This is a genomic window from Kribbella sp. VKM Ac-2571, from assembly GCF_004362255.1.
GTDB classification, from domain to species: Bacteria; Actinomycetota; Actinomycetes; order Propionibacteriales; family Kribbellaceae; genus Kribbella; species Kribbella pratensis.
Window position 1 is genome coordinate 213034 of the sequence record NZ_SNWS01000001.1, and the last position, 13789, is coordinate 226822.

A 13789-nucleotide genomic window follows, 5' to 3' on the forward strand; every position below is an offset into this window, starting at 1 on the left:
ACGTTTTATGCCTGCCAGTGAACGCGCCATCGAGCTGCTGACCGCGGCCGCGGAAGCGGCGCACGACAAGAAGGCCGAGAACGTCCTCGCCTTCGACGTGTCCGAGCAGCTCGCCATCACCGACGCGTTCCTGGTCGCGTCCGCCTCCAACGACCGCCAGGTGCGCGCGATCGTGGACGCGATCGAGGAGAAGCTCCGCGTCGACTTCGACGCCAAGCCGGTCCGCCGGGAGGGCGCCCGCGAAGGCCGCTGGGTGCTGCTCGACTACCTCGAGATCGTCATCCACGTCCAGCACGACGAGGAGCGCTCGTTCTACTCGCTGGAGCGCCTGTGGCGCGACTGCCCGGTCATCCCGCTGCCGTCGCCCGTCCCTGGTTCGGCTTCGGCGGAATGAGCGCGGGCCGACTGATCGTCTGGCGGCACGGCCGGACGGAATGGAACCTGCAAGACAAGATCCAGGGTCAGGCCGACATCCCGCTCGACACGGTCGGCGTAGCCCAGGCACGCGCCGCGGCCGCACGACTGGCGTCCCTCGCTCCGACACGGCTCTTCGCCAGCGACCTGCAACGCGCCGCGTCCACCGCGGGTGAGCTCGCCGCGCTGACCGGCCTGAAGATCGAGTACGACGAGGCACTCCGCGAGATCGACGTCGACGACTGGGCCGGCCTCACCATGTCCGAGCTCGCCGCCGTCAACCCCGAGGCGGCCGCCCGGATCCGCAGCGGCGAACCGCAGCGCCGAGGCTCCAATGGCGAAACCATCGAAGAAGTCGCTGCCCGGTTCGCTGACGCGCTGTCCCGGATCTCCGCGGAGGGAACCTCCGAGGACACCATCGTGATCGCCACCCACGGCCTCGCCGCCCGCGTCGGCATCTGCCTGTTCCTCGGCATCCCGCAGGCCAGCTGGCCCGCCTTCGGAGGCCTCGCCAACTGCAACTGGGTCTCCCTCCTCCCCGGCCGCGCCGGCTGGCGAATCGAAGAATGGAACGCCGGCTCCCTCCCCGAACCAGTAATGAGCGACGACCCCCAAAGGTAAGAAGTACGTGGGGGACGCCCGTCCACAGGACACGCTTCGCGGCGGCTATCTTTTCGCCTTCGGCGGGCGCGCATCCTGCCCCTCGGCGCACCGTCCACGGCGTACGAACTGTGGTTGAGACGCGCAGGATGGACACCGCTTCGCGCGGCTGTGTGAGGCGCCGCCCCGCGCCTCACGCACGGTCCTCGGCGTAGTGGTCGGAGGACGCAGCCGTAACCGCTTCGCGGCGGCTGTCTTCTGGCCGCCTTCGGCGGCGCGCGGACCGGTCCTTGGAGCACTGCCCGTGGCGGATTGGTTGCCCCCGTGGAGTGGTGTGGCAGGGCAACCGGTTGGTGGTGGATCCTGCCTGCTTCGGAGCGCCCGCAGGCCGCGTTGCGACGTACTGTGTGCGGCGGACAAACCCTGCAGATCAGGCTCCCGTCGTACCCGACGACAGGCCGCAAACAGCCTGTTGTCTACCTCACCAGCCCCACGAGGGAACCGATTTTTCTTTGCAGGCACTCATCCGCTAAGCTTTCGGAGTCGCAAGACACCGCGGGGCTTTGGCGCAGTTGGTAGCGCGCTTCCATGGCATGGAAGAGGTCAGGGGTTCGAATCCCCTAAGCTCCACTCCTCAGGGTTTACTTCGCCGGGCGTCTTGGTCTTCGGACCGGGGCGCCCGCTTGCGTTGGCCGTTGGCTGTGGCTGAGCCGTCTGGATGCGGTCGAAGGGCTCATACGACGAGACGAACTCCTGAAAGACCGAGGTCAGCTCGGCGCGGACGGAGTCTCGGCTGATATAGAGAGCCAGCCGTGTTGGAACGGTGAGGCGGCACCGACGCAGGGGTCAAGACTCCGCCTCACCGGGACTGTGGGACATCACGTCATTGATGCAGACGACCTTCGCTCCAGTCGCAGACTCGAAGTACTCTCTGATGTGCGTGGGACCTCCGAGCACCATCAAGTGGAGCATGCTGGGAAGGATGACAACCTCAACCTTGTCCAGCGCGACCGCTTGCAGCAGCCGTTCAAACGCAACGGGCACAGGCCAGGTGTCGACTTCTTCCACGAAGACTGCGGCCAGCTCGTAGCCGACGGCCGCGGCGAAGTACGAGATCCGCTCTCTCGCCTGCTCTAGCTCCTGGTCGTACATGAGCAGATGGCGGCGCATGTAGGCGTAGGCGCACTGTCGCTCATTCTTCGCGCCATCGACGGAAGACATCGTCCGTCCTCCGCCAGAGTGCGAGTAGCCATCTCCGGAGACGTCACGCACTACCGTCCCCTCATGTCCATGAGGATGTCGTGGACCATGATGGCGGCGATGATGAGAGTTGCGATCGCCAGAATGAGCATCTCGGGACTCATGGAGTGAACGTATGGGGCCGTGCCCGACTGCCTCCACAATGTTGCAGATAGTTGCTACCCGAGTTTGTCGAGTGCGGAGAGAACCAGTCCGCGGGCATCTTTGCCGTACAACGCCGGCCGTCGCAGATGCTCGAACATCCGGGCGTAGAGGCCGACCTCTTGGGGACTCGTCACCTCGATGCTGGCTGTCGGCGTCTCCAACGCAACGAGCGCATCATCGAAGATCCAGAAGCTCACCTGCCCGACTACCTGACGGTCAGTACTCATTGGCACGATGCCGACCGAGACGTTCGGCAGGCTCATGACCGACACCAGACGGTCCAGCTGACAGGCCAGCGTGTCGGCGTCTCCGTACCGGGTGTAGAGCACGGCTTCTTCCAGCACTGCTGAGAACGTCTTACCTGGCTCGTACAGAACGCTCTGGCGCATCATGCGAGCTGCCACGGCTTCGTCCATGTCGTTTCGGATGTCGAGGAAACCGAACCAAAACTCAAGCATGGCGCGTGCGTAGGCATCCGTCTGGAAGAGGCCAGGCATCGCGTGGTGCTCGTAGATCCGGAAGCGCTGCGTTCTCTCGTACAAGGGGACTGGAGCAAGCATCATCTGCTTCATGCCTGCACGGGTCTGTCGCTTGAATTCCAGGTACATGGATTCCACAGCCCGTGCCTGAGCGATGAGATCAGCTACGAGGTCGTCAGCCGAGCAGGCAGCACGCCAGGAGCGGATGTCCTGGTCTGTCGGACTCTGTACGCCGTTCTCGATCTTGGAAATACGCGTGAAGTGCCAACCGGTCGCGTCAGCTAGAGCGCGACCGGTCAGCCCTGCGTCTTTCCTGACCTCACGAAGACGCAGACCGAGGGACTCTCGCGCCTTCCTGGCTGCGTCAGGCGGACTTGTACTCACTGTGCGGCACTGACAGCTCCCAGACTTTCTCGAACGCGGCAGAGCACATCTCGACCACGTCAGCGTCGGTCGTCATCGTGTAGGCGGTGTTCAAGCCTGAGCCGGCGTAGTGCAAGAACACCACTCGTTCATCATCGAAGAGGTAGTAGTCGTTGCCTGGGATGCAGATGGTCGAGACTGATCGGCGCGGCATCCAGCGCACATCTTCACCGGCCCTGGCTATAGGAGTAAACACCTCATAAGCCCAGCGCTGGTAGTCGCTCAGCGGCTCCGAGACGATCTTGACCCTTCTCGCCGTTCGGCCGGCGTTGACGTGATCGCGGATCTTCTGGCACCAGTCTTCGAGCCAGTCATAGTCGTCCGGCTCTCCGCGCTTCCACTTCGCCATGTACGGCAGTTCGGTCTCGGTGCCGTAGGCGTCGCGAGTTTCTAGGTGGACCATGCTGCGCCTGAAGCTCCCGGTCAGCTCGGTGAGGTCAGTTTCTGTGATCTCCTGCACGGCTTCCCTACGGCTGGGGGTTGTTGAAGAGGGGGATCATGTAGTCCGGAATCTCCACCAGCGTCTCACCGGCCGGGAGCTTGACCGTCGACAGCGCCTCCGGGTCGTTGACGACGTAGCCCTGGATCACCCACGACCCGCGGTCGGTCTGGTAGAGCGTCGGCGAGTTCTGCGGAGCGGAATTCGGATCCTGGGCAACGAGCGTAAGCTTCACGACTCGAATCCTTCCTGGTCTGTTGCGGACTGATGCAGGTCTCCACCCTCCGGTTGCGTGTCGTTGCCGTCAATGGGTGTTGCGAGATGTTGCGACAGTTGCGCGCATCCCGAACGAGTGTCCCTGTAAGGATCACCTTTGTGAGCGGCTCAAGCGATCGCGGTACCTGCTGCCGACCGACTGCCAGATCCTCGGCTGTAGCAATCGCAGTCGGTGGTCCGCAGTCGCATCTTGCCGGCGACAGCTCACCGGGGAGTTGCGAGGACCTTGGTGACGGCGTGGTGGGCGTAGGTTGCGAGTGCTGGGTTGGAGTTCTTGAAGTAGCGCAACACGATGAGGGCCTGGGAGAGCACGCGGCCGCGTCCGCGGAGCCAGGTTGCGTCGTCCACGGACAGCTTGGTGCGGAACTCGTCGTGGACGCTCGCGGGCAGCAGGTACCACACGGGGAACAGGTCGCACGCCGGATCGCCGACGCCGCACGTCTCGAAGTCGAGTACCGCGGTCAGCCGGCCCTCCGCCGACACGAGCAGGTTGCTCGGCGTCAGGTCCGAGTGCACCCACACCTCGCGCCCGTCGTACGGCGCCACGAGCGACTCCTCCCACGACGCCAGTACTGCGTGAGTGTCGATCAGGCCATCCAGCTCGCTGATCGCCTCCCGCGTCGGGGAGTCCATCGAGTCCATCGGAGCGCGCGTCCGGCGCTCGCCGGGGTACGCCGGTGGCCGGTCCGGCAGATCGATCCGCCGGAACGCGTCGATGAACGCCGCGAGGTCTGTCGCCAGCCCACGCGGATCAACCAGCGCGGCGGGGGAGGGGTGTGTACCGGCGAGCCAACGGTGGACGGACCACTCGCCCGGGTACGCCTCGCTGGGCGAGCCGATCGCCTCGACGGAAGGGATGGCCACTGGCAAGTACGGCGCGAGCGCGGCGAGTTTCGCCTGCTCCCGTCGGACTTCATCGGTGATTGATGGGCGGTGCGGGAGGCGTACGGACAGGTCGGGACCGAGGCGGTAGATCGCGTTCACCAATCCGCTGGAGTCGACCGGCTCCAGCGGCAATGCGGCCCACTGCGGGAACTGCGCGGCCACCAGTTCGCGGACGAGCGGTACGCCGATGGCGGCCTGGCCGGCGTGGATCTTCCGGGAACTCACGAGCCCATCCGATCGATCGGATCCGTCCACTGTCAACCGAGTTCAGATCCGGCCGGGCGGTGGAAAGCGGCGTACCGAGCGACAACGTCGCCGTGGCAGTTTGAGCTTCCGGACGTTGATCGTCCGGAATCGGGCGTACGTTGGCGGTATGTCCGACTTCACGATCAAGGCGCTCACGCCGGAGACGTTCGACGACTTTGCCGCTCTCGTCGAGCGGAACAAGGGCATGTTCGCCAGCTGCTGGTGTACGCATTTCCACCCCGAATGCGCGGAGAAGCGGCAGAGCGCCGAGGGAAACCGGGCGCTGAAGCAACGTCTGGTCGCCGAAGGGATCGCGCACGCGGCGCTGGTCTACGACGGCGATCGAGCCGTCGCCTGGGCGGAGTACGGATCGCCCGAGGAACTGCCCAACATCCACCACCGCAAGGAGTACGTCGCCACTGCCGAGCGACTGCCCGACTACCGGGTCACGTGCATCCTGGTTGAGCGCAGCTTTCGTGGTCACGGCCTCGCGGCGATCGCCCTGCGCGGAGCCGTCGAGTTGATCGCGCGGGCCGGCGGTGGCGTGGTCGAGGGCTATCCGCACGACACCGGCGGGGTCCGGAAGAAGAACTCGTCGTTCCTCTACAACGGCACGCGCACGATGTACGAGCGCGAGGGCTTCACCTACGACCGGCCCAAGGGCCTAGGCAACTGCGTAATGGTCCGCGAGGTCGCCCCGGCCACACGCGACTGAACCGTGCTCCTCCCGGCTGTTGGCCTGTCGATGTAGTTTCATGCCAGTTCGACGGTCTTGGAGGAGTTGATGGTGGGATGACGGCAGGGCGACCCACGCAGGACGACGTACTGGGGTACTTCGACACGTTGTCGAACTGGGGGCGGTGGGGCGATGACGACGAGCGCGGCACTCTGAACCACATCACCGACGAGGTCCGGCTGGCGGCGGCGCGGGCGGTGCGCCACGGCCGGAGTGTGTCGTGCGCCTGGGAGATCGCCGTACCGGAGGAAATGGAGCGGGCGACGAACTCGTGCCCGTGCGCCGTCGACATGCCGGGAGCCGAGCACATGCCGCCCCATTTCCACAAGGACCGGCACTGGGGCTTCTCGAACGAGCGGCTCGGCATCATGTTCCACGGCAACACGATCACCCACCTGGATTCGCCGTGCCACATCTTCTGGGACGGCAAGATGTACAACGGGCGATCGCACTCGCTCGTCGACGCCGAGACCGGATCAGCCTGGGCGACCGTTACGGCGGCGGCGAGCGGAATCGTCACGCGGGGAGTCCTGCTGGACGTTGCAGCAGTCCGCGATGTGCCGTGGCTGGAGCCAGGTGAGGGTGTGTTCCCCGAGGATCTGGAGGAGGCCGAGCGTCGCCAGGGTGTGCGCGTGCAATCCGGCGATGCGGTACTTCTGCGGACCGGCTACGGTCGCGCTCGCCACGAGTCAGGTCCCGCCGGCGGCATCACGCAGGCCGGGTGGCACGCGTCTTGCCTGCCGTGGCTGCGGGAACGGGAGGTCGCGTTGATCGGCGCCGACACACCCCAGGACGTACAGCCGTCCGGGTACGACGTACTGATGCCGGTGCACGCCGTGAGCCTCGTCGCGATGGGCCTGTGGATGCTCGACAACTGCGACCTGGAGGAGTGCGTGGCAACGGCTGCCGAACTCGGCCAGTGGGACTTCCAGTTCGCGGTCGCCCCGGTCCGTTTCGCCGGTACGTCGGGCAGCCCGGTCAACCCGATCGCCACATTCTGATTGCGATCCTCGCGCACATCAGGAGGCCGAGCGTCGCAGGGCGGCGTACTGTCGGAAGATGGACGTGGGGGCGGGCCTTCGGGAGCGTGTGGAATCTGGGTTGTGGCCACTGGTTGAGGGCTTTGTCGGCTCGCACGACGTGGCGGGTCTGGCGGTTGGGGTGGTGCGGGATGAGGAGGTTGTCTCGCGTGGGTTCGGCGTTCGTGACGTCGGGACCCGTACGCCGGTCACGCCCGAGACGATGTTCCACCTGGCTTCGGTGTCGAAGCCCTTCGTCGCGACCGCGATCATGTCGGTGGCGACCGCTCGCGGCGCCGGCGAACCGGTGCTCGATCTCGATGCTCCCATCACCGAATGGGTGCCTGAGTTCACGCTGGCCGACGGTCGGGAAGGGGAGGTTACAGCCCGGTGCCTGTTGAGCCATTCGAGTGGGCTCCCCGACGTCGACGACTACGGCTGGCACGATCCTCAGCTCGGCGACGAAGCGCTCACCGAGTTCGCTCGCAGCATCTCGGACTGGCGGCTGCAGTCGGAGCCGGGCTCGGTCTTCTCCTATTCCAATGCCGGGTTCGCGCTTCTCGGGCTGTTGCTGTCCAGGGTCACGGGCACGACGTTCGAGAACGCCATGCAGCAAACGGTTCTGGGCCCCCTCGGACTGCGGAACAGTACCTTCCTACGCGGCGACGTACCGGCGCACCTGGCTGCGTCACCGCACGTGGGCATGCCGCTGTTGGTGCCCGAGGGCTCGTATCCGTACACCAGGTGCCATGCCCCCAGTTCGACCCTGCACTCCAATCTGGTTGAGATGTGTCGCTGGATGGTGGCTCACTTCGAGCCGGTCGAGGGATCCGACGGGCAGTGGGCGCGGCTGGATCCTGGACTGCTCGAGGTGATGTGGCAGCCGGTGATGTCGATTGATCGCCCACCGTGGATGAATGCGGTGGGACTCAGCTGGTTCGTGGGCAGCTACCGCGGGTATCGAACGGTGAGCCACGGCGGCTCGGACCCCGGGTTCGGGTCGAAGGTGGTGTTGGTGCCTGAGCTGCGGACCGGTGTTGTCGTGCTGGCCAATTCCAACAACATCCCTGCGTCGGACATCGCCGCGGCGGCGCTCGATATTGCCCTCGCCGACGTACCGCTCTCGGCGAGGCCTGATGGGATGACGGATCTCCGCGTCTTCCCGCGCTCGGTCGTCGGACCTGTCGCCAAGGTGCTGACAGCGTCGGGACCGGAAGCCGCCAAGGTGGAGTTCGGCCGGCTGGCCGCGCCCGAGTTCGACCTCGACGACGGAGGGTTTGTGGACGCGACATGGGGAGCGATCGAGCTGCACCGCCCAGGCCTGGTCTGGCCCCTCCTGCGACTGTGGACCGACGTACGCCCGGACTCGTCCGATGCCTGGACGATGACCGGATGCGCCCATCAGTTGGACGGACAGCTCGACCTGGCGAGGACCGCCCTCCGCCGAGCCATCGACCTCAACCCCGACAACGACGACGCCACGAAGATCCTGAGCAAAGTCCCATCGGCCTGACCACTCGAACTGAGCGTCAGGCTGGCGCACGACGCTGGACTAGGTACGTCGCCTACGCCCAACCAAGCTGCAGCAGGACAGGATGTGTCGGGTGGTGGGGTAGTGCACCTGAGCGTGGTGGTGTTGGGTGCGTACGGTGTCTCGGGGTGCTCTACCTGTCGAGAGTGCACATCGTTGGTGTCGGGTCCGTTGGGGTTGGGGTTCGGTCAGTGGGTGGTCAGGTTTTGGAGGAAGCGGGTGGGGGTGACGGTGTAGTTGTGGGATTGGTAGAAGGTGTGGGCTTGGGTTCGGTGGGGTGAGCTGGTTACTTCTATGCGGAGGCAGCCGTGGTGGGTGGCGAAGGACTCCGCGGCTGCGATGAGGCGGGAGCCGATGCCTTGGCGGCGGGCCTGGGCGGAGACGACCAGGGCTACGATGCGGGCCCAGGTGCCTTCGCGTTCGAAGAACGGGCAGGTGTGTACGGCGATGACGCCCAGCACACCGTGGTCGGTGTCGGCGACGTAGACCGCTCCTGCGGGGTCGTCGGTCCAGGTCTGGATACGGGCCGCGGTCGCCGCCGGATCAGATTGCGGATAGCCCAGCTCGGCCAGCAACTCGTTGACGGCGACGGCGTCCGACAGGCGGGCGAGACGGATGTCCATCAGGCGATCGGGAAGTCGAAGTACGTGTCCGGGTACGGCTCGTCCAGCAACGTGTAGTGCCACCACTCGTGGTCGCACCGGCTGAAACCCGCGGCCTCCATGATGGAGCACAGATGCCGGCGATTGAGTGCTTCGAGTGAGGTGACGCCGGTTGCGCCGTGGTGCGAGATCGAGTCCATCAGGTCGTGGTGGCCGCCCATCGGAGCCAGCTCGCCGGTCGCCAGGTCGTACAGCGTGAGGTCGACGGCACTACCGCGGCTGTGGCCGGACTTCGTTGCTACATAGCCCTTTTCGAACATCTCATGACGGTCGATGTTCGGATAGTGCCGCGACTTCGTCCGCCCGTCCTCCGGCTGCCTGGCCCAACGCAGGAAGCTGTCCACGGCACGTTGCGGGCGATAGCCGTCCCACAGCAGCAGACCGAAGCCCCGCGGTTCCGCCTTCTCTCGCGCTCTTTCCAACGCTGCGCACAGAGCTCGAGTGCCGACGATGCGGTTCACCAGGTAGCCGTCGACCGGTTTGCCGGTGAAGTTGTCCCACGTGGCGTACTTCGAGTCCCACCGAATCCCTGACACCACCTCGTCCACAAAGGCGAAGTCAGCGTTCACTGCAGCTTCCCGGTCAGAGTCACCGACACCAGCCGGTCGATCACTTCACTCAGCGGTACGCCGGCGGCCGCCATCATCCTGGGATAGCGGCTGTACGACGTCATACCGGGCAGGGTGTTGACCTCGTTGAGGACTGCCTTCCCGTCCGCAGTGAGGAACATGTCGACACGCGCCAGGCCACCGCACCCCAACGCGCGGTACACGGCCTGCGCGGTCTCCTGGATGAGCGCGCGCGATTCCTCGGAGATGTCGGCGGGTACGACGAACGTCGAGTTCTCGGAGCCGGTCTCGGGGGAGTCCTCCTGGTGGATCTTGAAGAAGCCGTGCGAGAGCGCGATGCGATCGAGCTCGCCGGTCATCAGATCCACCTCGTTCCCGAGGACCGCGCAGCCGACCTCGCTGCCGATGACAGCCTCCTCGATCAGCACCTTCGCGTCGTACTGGCTCGCAGTCTCCAACGCATCGGGCAGTTCCGAACTGCTGGACACCTTGTTGACGCCGAAGGACGACCCCGAACGGGCAGGTTTCACGAAGACGGGATACGGGAGTTCCTCGGGATCGAGGTCGGCCGTGGCGATCCAGAAGTTCGGCGTCGCGATGCCGGCGCTGCGGGCGACGGTGTAGGTCAGGGACTTGTCCATGCACTGCACGGAACTCTGCACATCGCAGCCCACGTAGGGGATTCCGGACAGTTCGAGCAGGCCCTGGATCGCGCCGTCCTCGCCGCGTTTGCCGTGCAGCACCGGAAACACCAGATCGAGGTTGATCGTCTGGTACTGCCCCTGCCGGATCCGCGAACCCAGCCGGTCGGACTCCAGCACCAGCAGTCCCTGCATGCTGCTGTCCGGCGACAGGACCACCGGACGGCAGTTGCCGTTCTCCCAGTCCGGACCTGGGCCGTCGCAGAGCTTCCAGGCGCCGTGCTCCGTGATCCCGATGTAGAACGGCTCGTACTTGTCGAGGTCGAGGTTCTTCGCGATCTCCTGCGCGGACTTGACCGAGATGTGGTGCTCCTCGGAAATACCCCCGAAGAGGACGCCGATCTTCAACCTATCCATGCTGTTCCCTGCTTCCGAAGTTCAGGCAATTGATGATGGAGTTCTCGACCGTGTCGCTCAGCGCGTGGTCGGTGTAGTAGGCGGTGTGCGGGCTGATGATCACGTTCGGCAGTTTCTGCAGCCGCAGCAGCAGGTCGCTCTCGACCGGTTCGTCGCGCCGGTCGGCGTAGAAGATTCCTTCCTCGCCTTCGAGTACGTCGAGTGCGGCGCCGCCGAGCCGCCCGCTCTCGAGGGCGTCGACCAGTGCCTCGGTCTCGAGGAGTGCTCCACGTCCGGTGTTGACGACGAACGCGCCGGGCTTCAGCTGCCCGATCCGCCGGCGATCCAGGAAATGATGGGTTTCCGCGGTAAGCGGCGTGTGCAGCGTGACGATGTCGCTCTGCAGCAAGAGCTCGGCCAGCGGAACACGTGTTCCGGGATCCTTGTCATAGGCAAGCACCCGGCACCCGAACCCACGCAGCCGGTCGATCACCGCCCTGCCGATGCGACCTGTTCCGATGACCCCGACGGTCAGGTCGCGGAGCTCTCGTCCGCGGGTGGCACTCAGCCGATAGTCATGGACGTCGGCGCGCCGGAGGACAGACTTCATGCTGCGCACCGCCATCAGCATGAGCATGAGCGTGTAATCCGCCACGCTGTCGGGGGAGTAGGCGACGTTCTCGACGCGGATGCCGACGCGTTCGGCGTACCGCACGTCGATGTGGTTGTATCCGACGCTTCTGGTGGAGATGTACGTGACGCCGATCCGGCTGAGTGCGAGCAGAGTGGCGTTCGTGACGCGCGTCTTGTGGCCGACGCTGATGCATCGACTGCCGAGGGCCAGTTCGACAAGGTCCTCGGACACTGCCGCTGACGTGATGATCGGAGCGATGCCGAAGCGTGGCGCCAGTTCCCGGAACAAGGCGGCCTCGTCGGGTTCGCAGCCGAAGACCGTGATGCCCGCGACGGTGCGCCGTACCGCGGTAGCAGCCGGTTCGCTGTAGGTCATGCCTCCAAGTCAAGGGGAGGTCGTGTTGCCAGCCTGTATCCGGTTTTCGATATGCCGACGAAATGTCGCCGGCCCGTCCGGCACCGTCCCGTAGATCATGCCGACCTCGGCCACCGACGTACGCCAAGGCTGCGCGCCGGTACGTCGCCGAAACGCCAGAACGCACACCACCAGAACTGCTACCGGCGCGGCGGCGACCGTGAGGAGAGCGACGCCGTTGAAGGTGTCGACCAGGTGGTGCCAGTCCTTGACCATCACGCTATCTTCGCTTGCCTCTCAGGTACTCGCGCCGCCTCATGTAGAGGTCGAAGGCCCGATACATCACCGGCCGCAAGGGCAGATCCCACTCCCCGACGTACCGTACCGCCTGGCCGCCGGTGCCGACCTTGAACTGGATGAGTCCGACGTGCGGGTCGTCGATGTCGAGGGTCGGGGTGATGCCGCGGAGGTCGTAGACATCGCAACCTGCCGCGAGCGCGTCGCGGATCATCGCCCACTGACAGGCGTTCGAGCCGCGCACCTCCCGTTTCTCGGTCGCGGAGGCGCCGTACGAGTACCACGCATACGCCCCGACCCGGACCAGGATCGTGGCGGCGACCAGATCGCCCTGGTGGTGGGCCAGGTAGAGCTTGATCCGCTCAGGGTCCTCCGCGCTCAGCTCAGCGAACATCGTCTCGAAGTACCGCAGCGGCCGCGGCACGAAGTGATCGCGCTCGGCGGTGTGCACATACAAGTCGTGAAACGCCTTCAAATCCGACCCGACCGTGACCTCGACGCCCGCCTTGACCGCCTTCTTGATGTTGCGGCGCCACAGCTGATTCATGCCCCCGAGTACGTCGTCCTCGCTGCGCCCGGCCAGCGGAACCTCGTACTTGAACTGCGGCTGCCCGGCCCCGAACCCGTCCTCCGGGCTCTGCGCCAGCCAGCCCGCGTCCCGCAGCCAACCAGCCACTCGCGCACCGACCGGATCGACGCTCCCGCCAGGCACGTCCGTGAGGCGCTCGATGCCCGGATCCGCGATCCCGGCTTTGACCTGTGCAGCGCTCCAACTGTCCGTGCGGAGCGGTGGAACCAGCCGGATCGCGAACGCGCCCTGTGCCTTCAGGTACGCCGCCAACGGGTCGAGCCACCTGCTGAGATCGCCGGTCCAGCCGATGGACGGCCCTTCGGGCAGATAAGCCAGCGTGTGGCGCTCCAGGCGCGGCACCGGCCGATGCAGCACAAGGCCGGCCCCGACGAGCCGCGGCCCGTCGTACCAGCCGAGAGACTCGCTCCGCCACTCGGTCTTCACGCGGCCCCACGCAGGGGTCTGAAGGAAGCTGACCGACCGCTGGGCCCGGACGAACTCCAGATGTTCCGCCGAGGTGATCGGCGCGACGGTCAGCGTCACCCCTGCATCCTCGGATCGTGCGTCGGGTCGGCGTACCTGGGCGGGCAGCCGCGCGTGACGGCCTCCGGACGCAGTTCGTAGTGCCACGGCTCGTTGTCGTAGATCTGGCACAGCCCATACCTGTAACCATGCTCGGACAACCACGCCGTCGCGTCGGAGCGCCCGATGTCGATCGCCTGCCCCGCCACGTGCGGCGACGTCGTAGGAGTGGCGACCCAGCGGGCCGCTTCCTGCTCGGAGCCGTACTTCGCGACCGCCTCCTGAAGCAGGTGCTGCTGGTACGCCGGCGTACGCCAGCCGCTGTTGACGTAGAACTTGACCCCGTCGTCCGCGGCATCCGTCGCAGCCTTGCGCAGGGCAACGAGCAGAGCGGGATCGAGGTTGGCGACCGCGGGGATGTCGTCGAAGACCGTGACACCGTCAGGTACGGCGCCGTCCGTCTCGCCGAGTGTGGATCCGGCCGAGAAGGACGGGAAGGCGAGCGTCTGGTGGATGAACACGCCGATGATCGCCACGTTCGCGATCAGCAGCGTCGCACGGATGGTCATCTTGGTACGGCGGCCTGCTGCCGGTGCGCTGACGGACATGGGTCCAGTCAAAACAGGCGGGTGTTGTCGGCGCGTATCCGGTTTTGGATATGCGGGCGATATGTCACGCCTCGTACCATCGA

Annotated in this window: 17 protein-coding genes and 1 tRNA gene; 6 read left to right on the top strand and 12 right to left on the bottom strand. The window is 65.7% G+C overall.

All coding sequences use genetic code 11. The features are described from left to right. Positions 1–7 precede the first annotated feature (7 nt). The 3 genes from rsfS (at position 8) to EV651_RS01125 (ending at position 1644) form a co-directional block, all read left to right on the top strand. Positions 8–394, top strand: coding sequence for a ribosome silencing factor (gene rsfS / locus EV651_RS01115; RefSeq protein ID WP_131343193.1), 387 nt, complete (start codon positions 8–10; stop codon positions 392–394). Beyond that, positions 391–1035, top strand: coding sequence for a histidine phosphatase family protein (locus EV651_RS01120; protein WP_133780998.1), 645 nt, complete (start codon positions 391–393; stop codon positions 1033–1035). Before rsfS ends, EV651_RS01120 begins: the two co-directional genes overlap by 4 nt. 536 nt (positions 1036–1571) lie before the next feature. Then, a tRNA-Ala gene (locus tag EV651_RS01125) sits at positions 1572–1644 on the top strand. Between the two features lie 216 nt (positions 1645–1860). Here the strand turns inward: EV651_RS01125 and EV651_RS01130 are convergent. The 5 genes from EV651_RS01130 to EV651_RS01150 all read right to left on the bottom strand — a co-directional run bounded on the left by EV651_RS01130 (position 1861) and on the right by EV651_RS01150 (position 5145). Beyond that, a complete protein-coding gene (locus EV651_RS01130) occupies positions 1861–2235 on the bottom strand; it encodes a hypothetical protein (RefSeq protein ID WP_133781000.1) in 375 nt (124 codons plus the stop codon). Between the two features lie 197 nt (positions 2236–2432). Beyond that, entirely contained in the window at positions 2433–3281 is an 849-nt protein-coding gene (locus tag EV651_RS01135) for a helix-turn-helix transcriptional regulator (RefSeq protein ID WP_133781002.1), read from the bottom strand. Beyond that, complete coding sequence (locus EV651_RS01140; RefSeq protein ID WP_133781004.1) at positions 3262–3780, bottom strand: DUF6879 family protein; 519 nt, start codon at positions 3778–3780, stop codon at positions 3262–3264. The genes EV651_RS01135 and EV651_RS01140 overlap by 20 nt, the downstream gene beginning before the upstream one ends. 7 nt (positions 3781–3787) lie before the next feature. Beyond that, positions 3788–3994, bottom strand: coding sequence for a hypothetical protein (locus tag EV651_RS01145; RefSeq protein ID WP_133781006.1), 207 nt, complete (start codon positions 3992–3994; stop codon positions 3788–3790). 245 nt (positions 3995–4239) lie between these two features. Then, positions 4240–5145, bottom strand: coding sequence for an aminoglycoside phosphotransferase family protein (locus EV651_RS01150; protein ID WP_133781008.1), 906 nt, complete (start codon positions 5143–5145; stop codon positions 4240–4242). Between the two features lie 148 nt (positions 5146–5293). On the opposite strand from EV651_RS01150, the gene EV651_RS01155 reads away from it, so the two are divergent. The 3 genes from EV651_RS01155 (at position 5294) to EV651_RS01165 (ending at position 8434) form a co-directional block, all read left to right on the top strand. Beyond that, positions 5294–5881: a GNAT family N-acetyltransferase gene (locus tag EV651_RS01155; RefSeq protein WP_133781010.1), complete on the top strand. Its 588-nt coding sequence runs from the start codon at positions 5294–5296 to the stop codon at positions 5879–5881. Positions 5882–5958: 77 nt separating this feature from the next. Next, complete coding sequence (locus EV651_RS01160) at positions 5959–6903, top strand: cyclase family protein (RefSeq protein ID WP_133781012.1); 945 nt, start codon at positions 5959–5961, stop codon at positions 6901–6903. Between the two features lie 58 nt (positions 6904–6961). Continuing rightward, a complete protein-coding gene (locus EV651_RS01165; RefSeq protein ID WP_133781014.1) occupies positions 6962–8434 on the top strand; it encodes a serine hydrolase domain-containing protein in 1473 nt (490 codons plus the stop codon). A gap of 206 nt (positions 8435–8640) precedes the next feature. On the opposite strand, the gene EV651_RS01170 is transcribed toward EV651_RS01165, so the two are convergent. Genes EV651_RS01170 through EV651_RS01200 form a run of 7 tightly spaced genes read right to left on the bottom strand, consistent with a single transcriptional unit; the run spans position 8641 to position 13706 of the window. Beyond that, positions 8641–9075: a GNAT family N-acetyltransferase gene (locus EV651_RS01170; protein ID WP_133781016.1), complete on the bottom strand. Its 435-nt coding sequence runs from the start codon at positions 9073–9075 to the stop codon at positions 8641–8643. Next, entirely contained in the window at positions 9075–9683 is a 609-nt protein-coding gene (gene vanX / locus EV651_RS01175) for a D-Ala-D-Ala dipeptidase VanX (protein ID WP_133781018.1), read from the bottom strand. The genes EV651_RS01170 and vanX overlap by 1 nt, the downstream gene beginning before the upstream one ends. Next, positions 9680–10741, bottom strand: a complete 1062-nt coding sequence (gene vanA / locus EV651_RS01180; protein WP_133781020.1) for a D-alanine--(R)-lactate ligase — start codon at positions 10739–10741, stop codon at positions 9680–9682. Before vanA ends, vanX begins: the two co-directional genes overlap by 4 nt. After that, positions 10734–11729 (bottom strand): D-isomer specific 2-hydroxyacid dehydrogenase family protein, encoded by a 996-nt coding sequence (locus tag EV651_RS01185; protein ID WP_202870110.1) that lies wholly within the window; start codon positions 11727–11729, stop codon positions 10734–10736. Before EV651_RS01185 ends, vanA begins: the two co-directional genes overlap by 8 nt. Before the next feature lie 9 nt (positions 11730–11738). After that, positions 11739–11987 (bottom strand): hypothetical protein, encoded by a 249-nt coding sequence (locus EV651_RS01190; protein ID WP_133781022.1) that lies wholly within the window; start codon positions 11985–11987, stop codon positions 11739–11741. A 1-nt stretch (position 11988) separates the two neighbouring features. Then, positions 11989–13119: a peptidoglycan bridge formation glycyltransferase FemA/FemB family protein gene (locus EV651_RS01195; protein WP_133781024.1), complete on the bottom strand. Its 1131-nt coding sequence runs from the start codon at positions 13117–13119 to the stop codon at positions 11989–11991. Beyond that, entirely contained in the window at positions 13116–13706 is a 591-nt protein-coding gene (locus tag EV651_RS01200) for a M15 family metallopeptidase (protein ID WP_238156575.1), read from the bottom strand. The genes EV651_RS01195 and EV651_RS01200 overlap by 4 nt, the downstream gene beginning before the upstream one ends. Positions 13707–13789: the final 83 nt, after the last annotated feature.

Bases quoted from the DNA above. Each gene is read 5' to 3' on its own strand.
- rsfS (WP_131343193.1), top strand. From the start codon at position 8: ATGCCTGCCAGTGAACGCGCCATCGAGCTGCTGACCGCGGCCGCGGAA.
- EV651_RS01120 (WP_133780998.1), top strand. From the start codon at position 391: ATGAGCGCGGGCCGACTGATCGTCTGGCGGCACGGCCGGACGGAATGG.
- EV651_RS01130 (WP_133781000.1), bottom strand. From the start codon at position 2,235: ATGTCTTCCGTCGATGGCGCGAAGAATGAGCGACAGTGCGCCTACGCC.
- EV651_RS01155 (WP_133781010.1), top strand. From the start codon at position 5,294: ATGTCCGACTTCACGATCAAGGCGCTCACGCCGGAGACGTTCGACGAC.
- EV651_RS01160 (WP_133781012.1), top strand. From the start codon at position 5,959: ATGACGGCAGGGCGACCCACGCAGGACGACGTACTGGGGTACTTCGAC.
- EV651_RS01165 (WP_133781014.1), top strand. From the start codon at position 6,962: ATGGACGTGGGGGCGGGCCTTCGGGAGCGTGTGGAATCTGGGTTGTGG.
- EV651_RS01170 (WP_133781016.1), bottom strand. From the start codon at position 9,075: ATGGACATCCGTCTCGCCCGCCTGTCGGACGCCGTCGCCGTCAACGAG.
- vanA (WP_133781020.1), bottom strand. From the start codon at position 10,741: ATGGATAGGTTGAAGATCGGCGTCCTCTTCGGGGGTATTTCCGAGGAG.
- EV651_RS01185 (WP_202870110.1), bottom strand. From the start codon at position 11,729: ATGACCTACAGCGAACCGGCTGCTACCGCGGTACGGCGCACCGTCGCG.
- EV651_RS01200 (WP_238156575.1), bottom strand. From the start codon at position 13,706: ATGTCCGTCAGCGCACCGGCAGCAGGCCGCCGTACCAAGATGACCATC.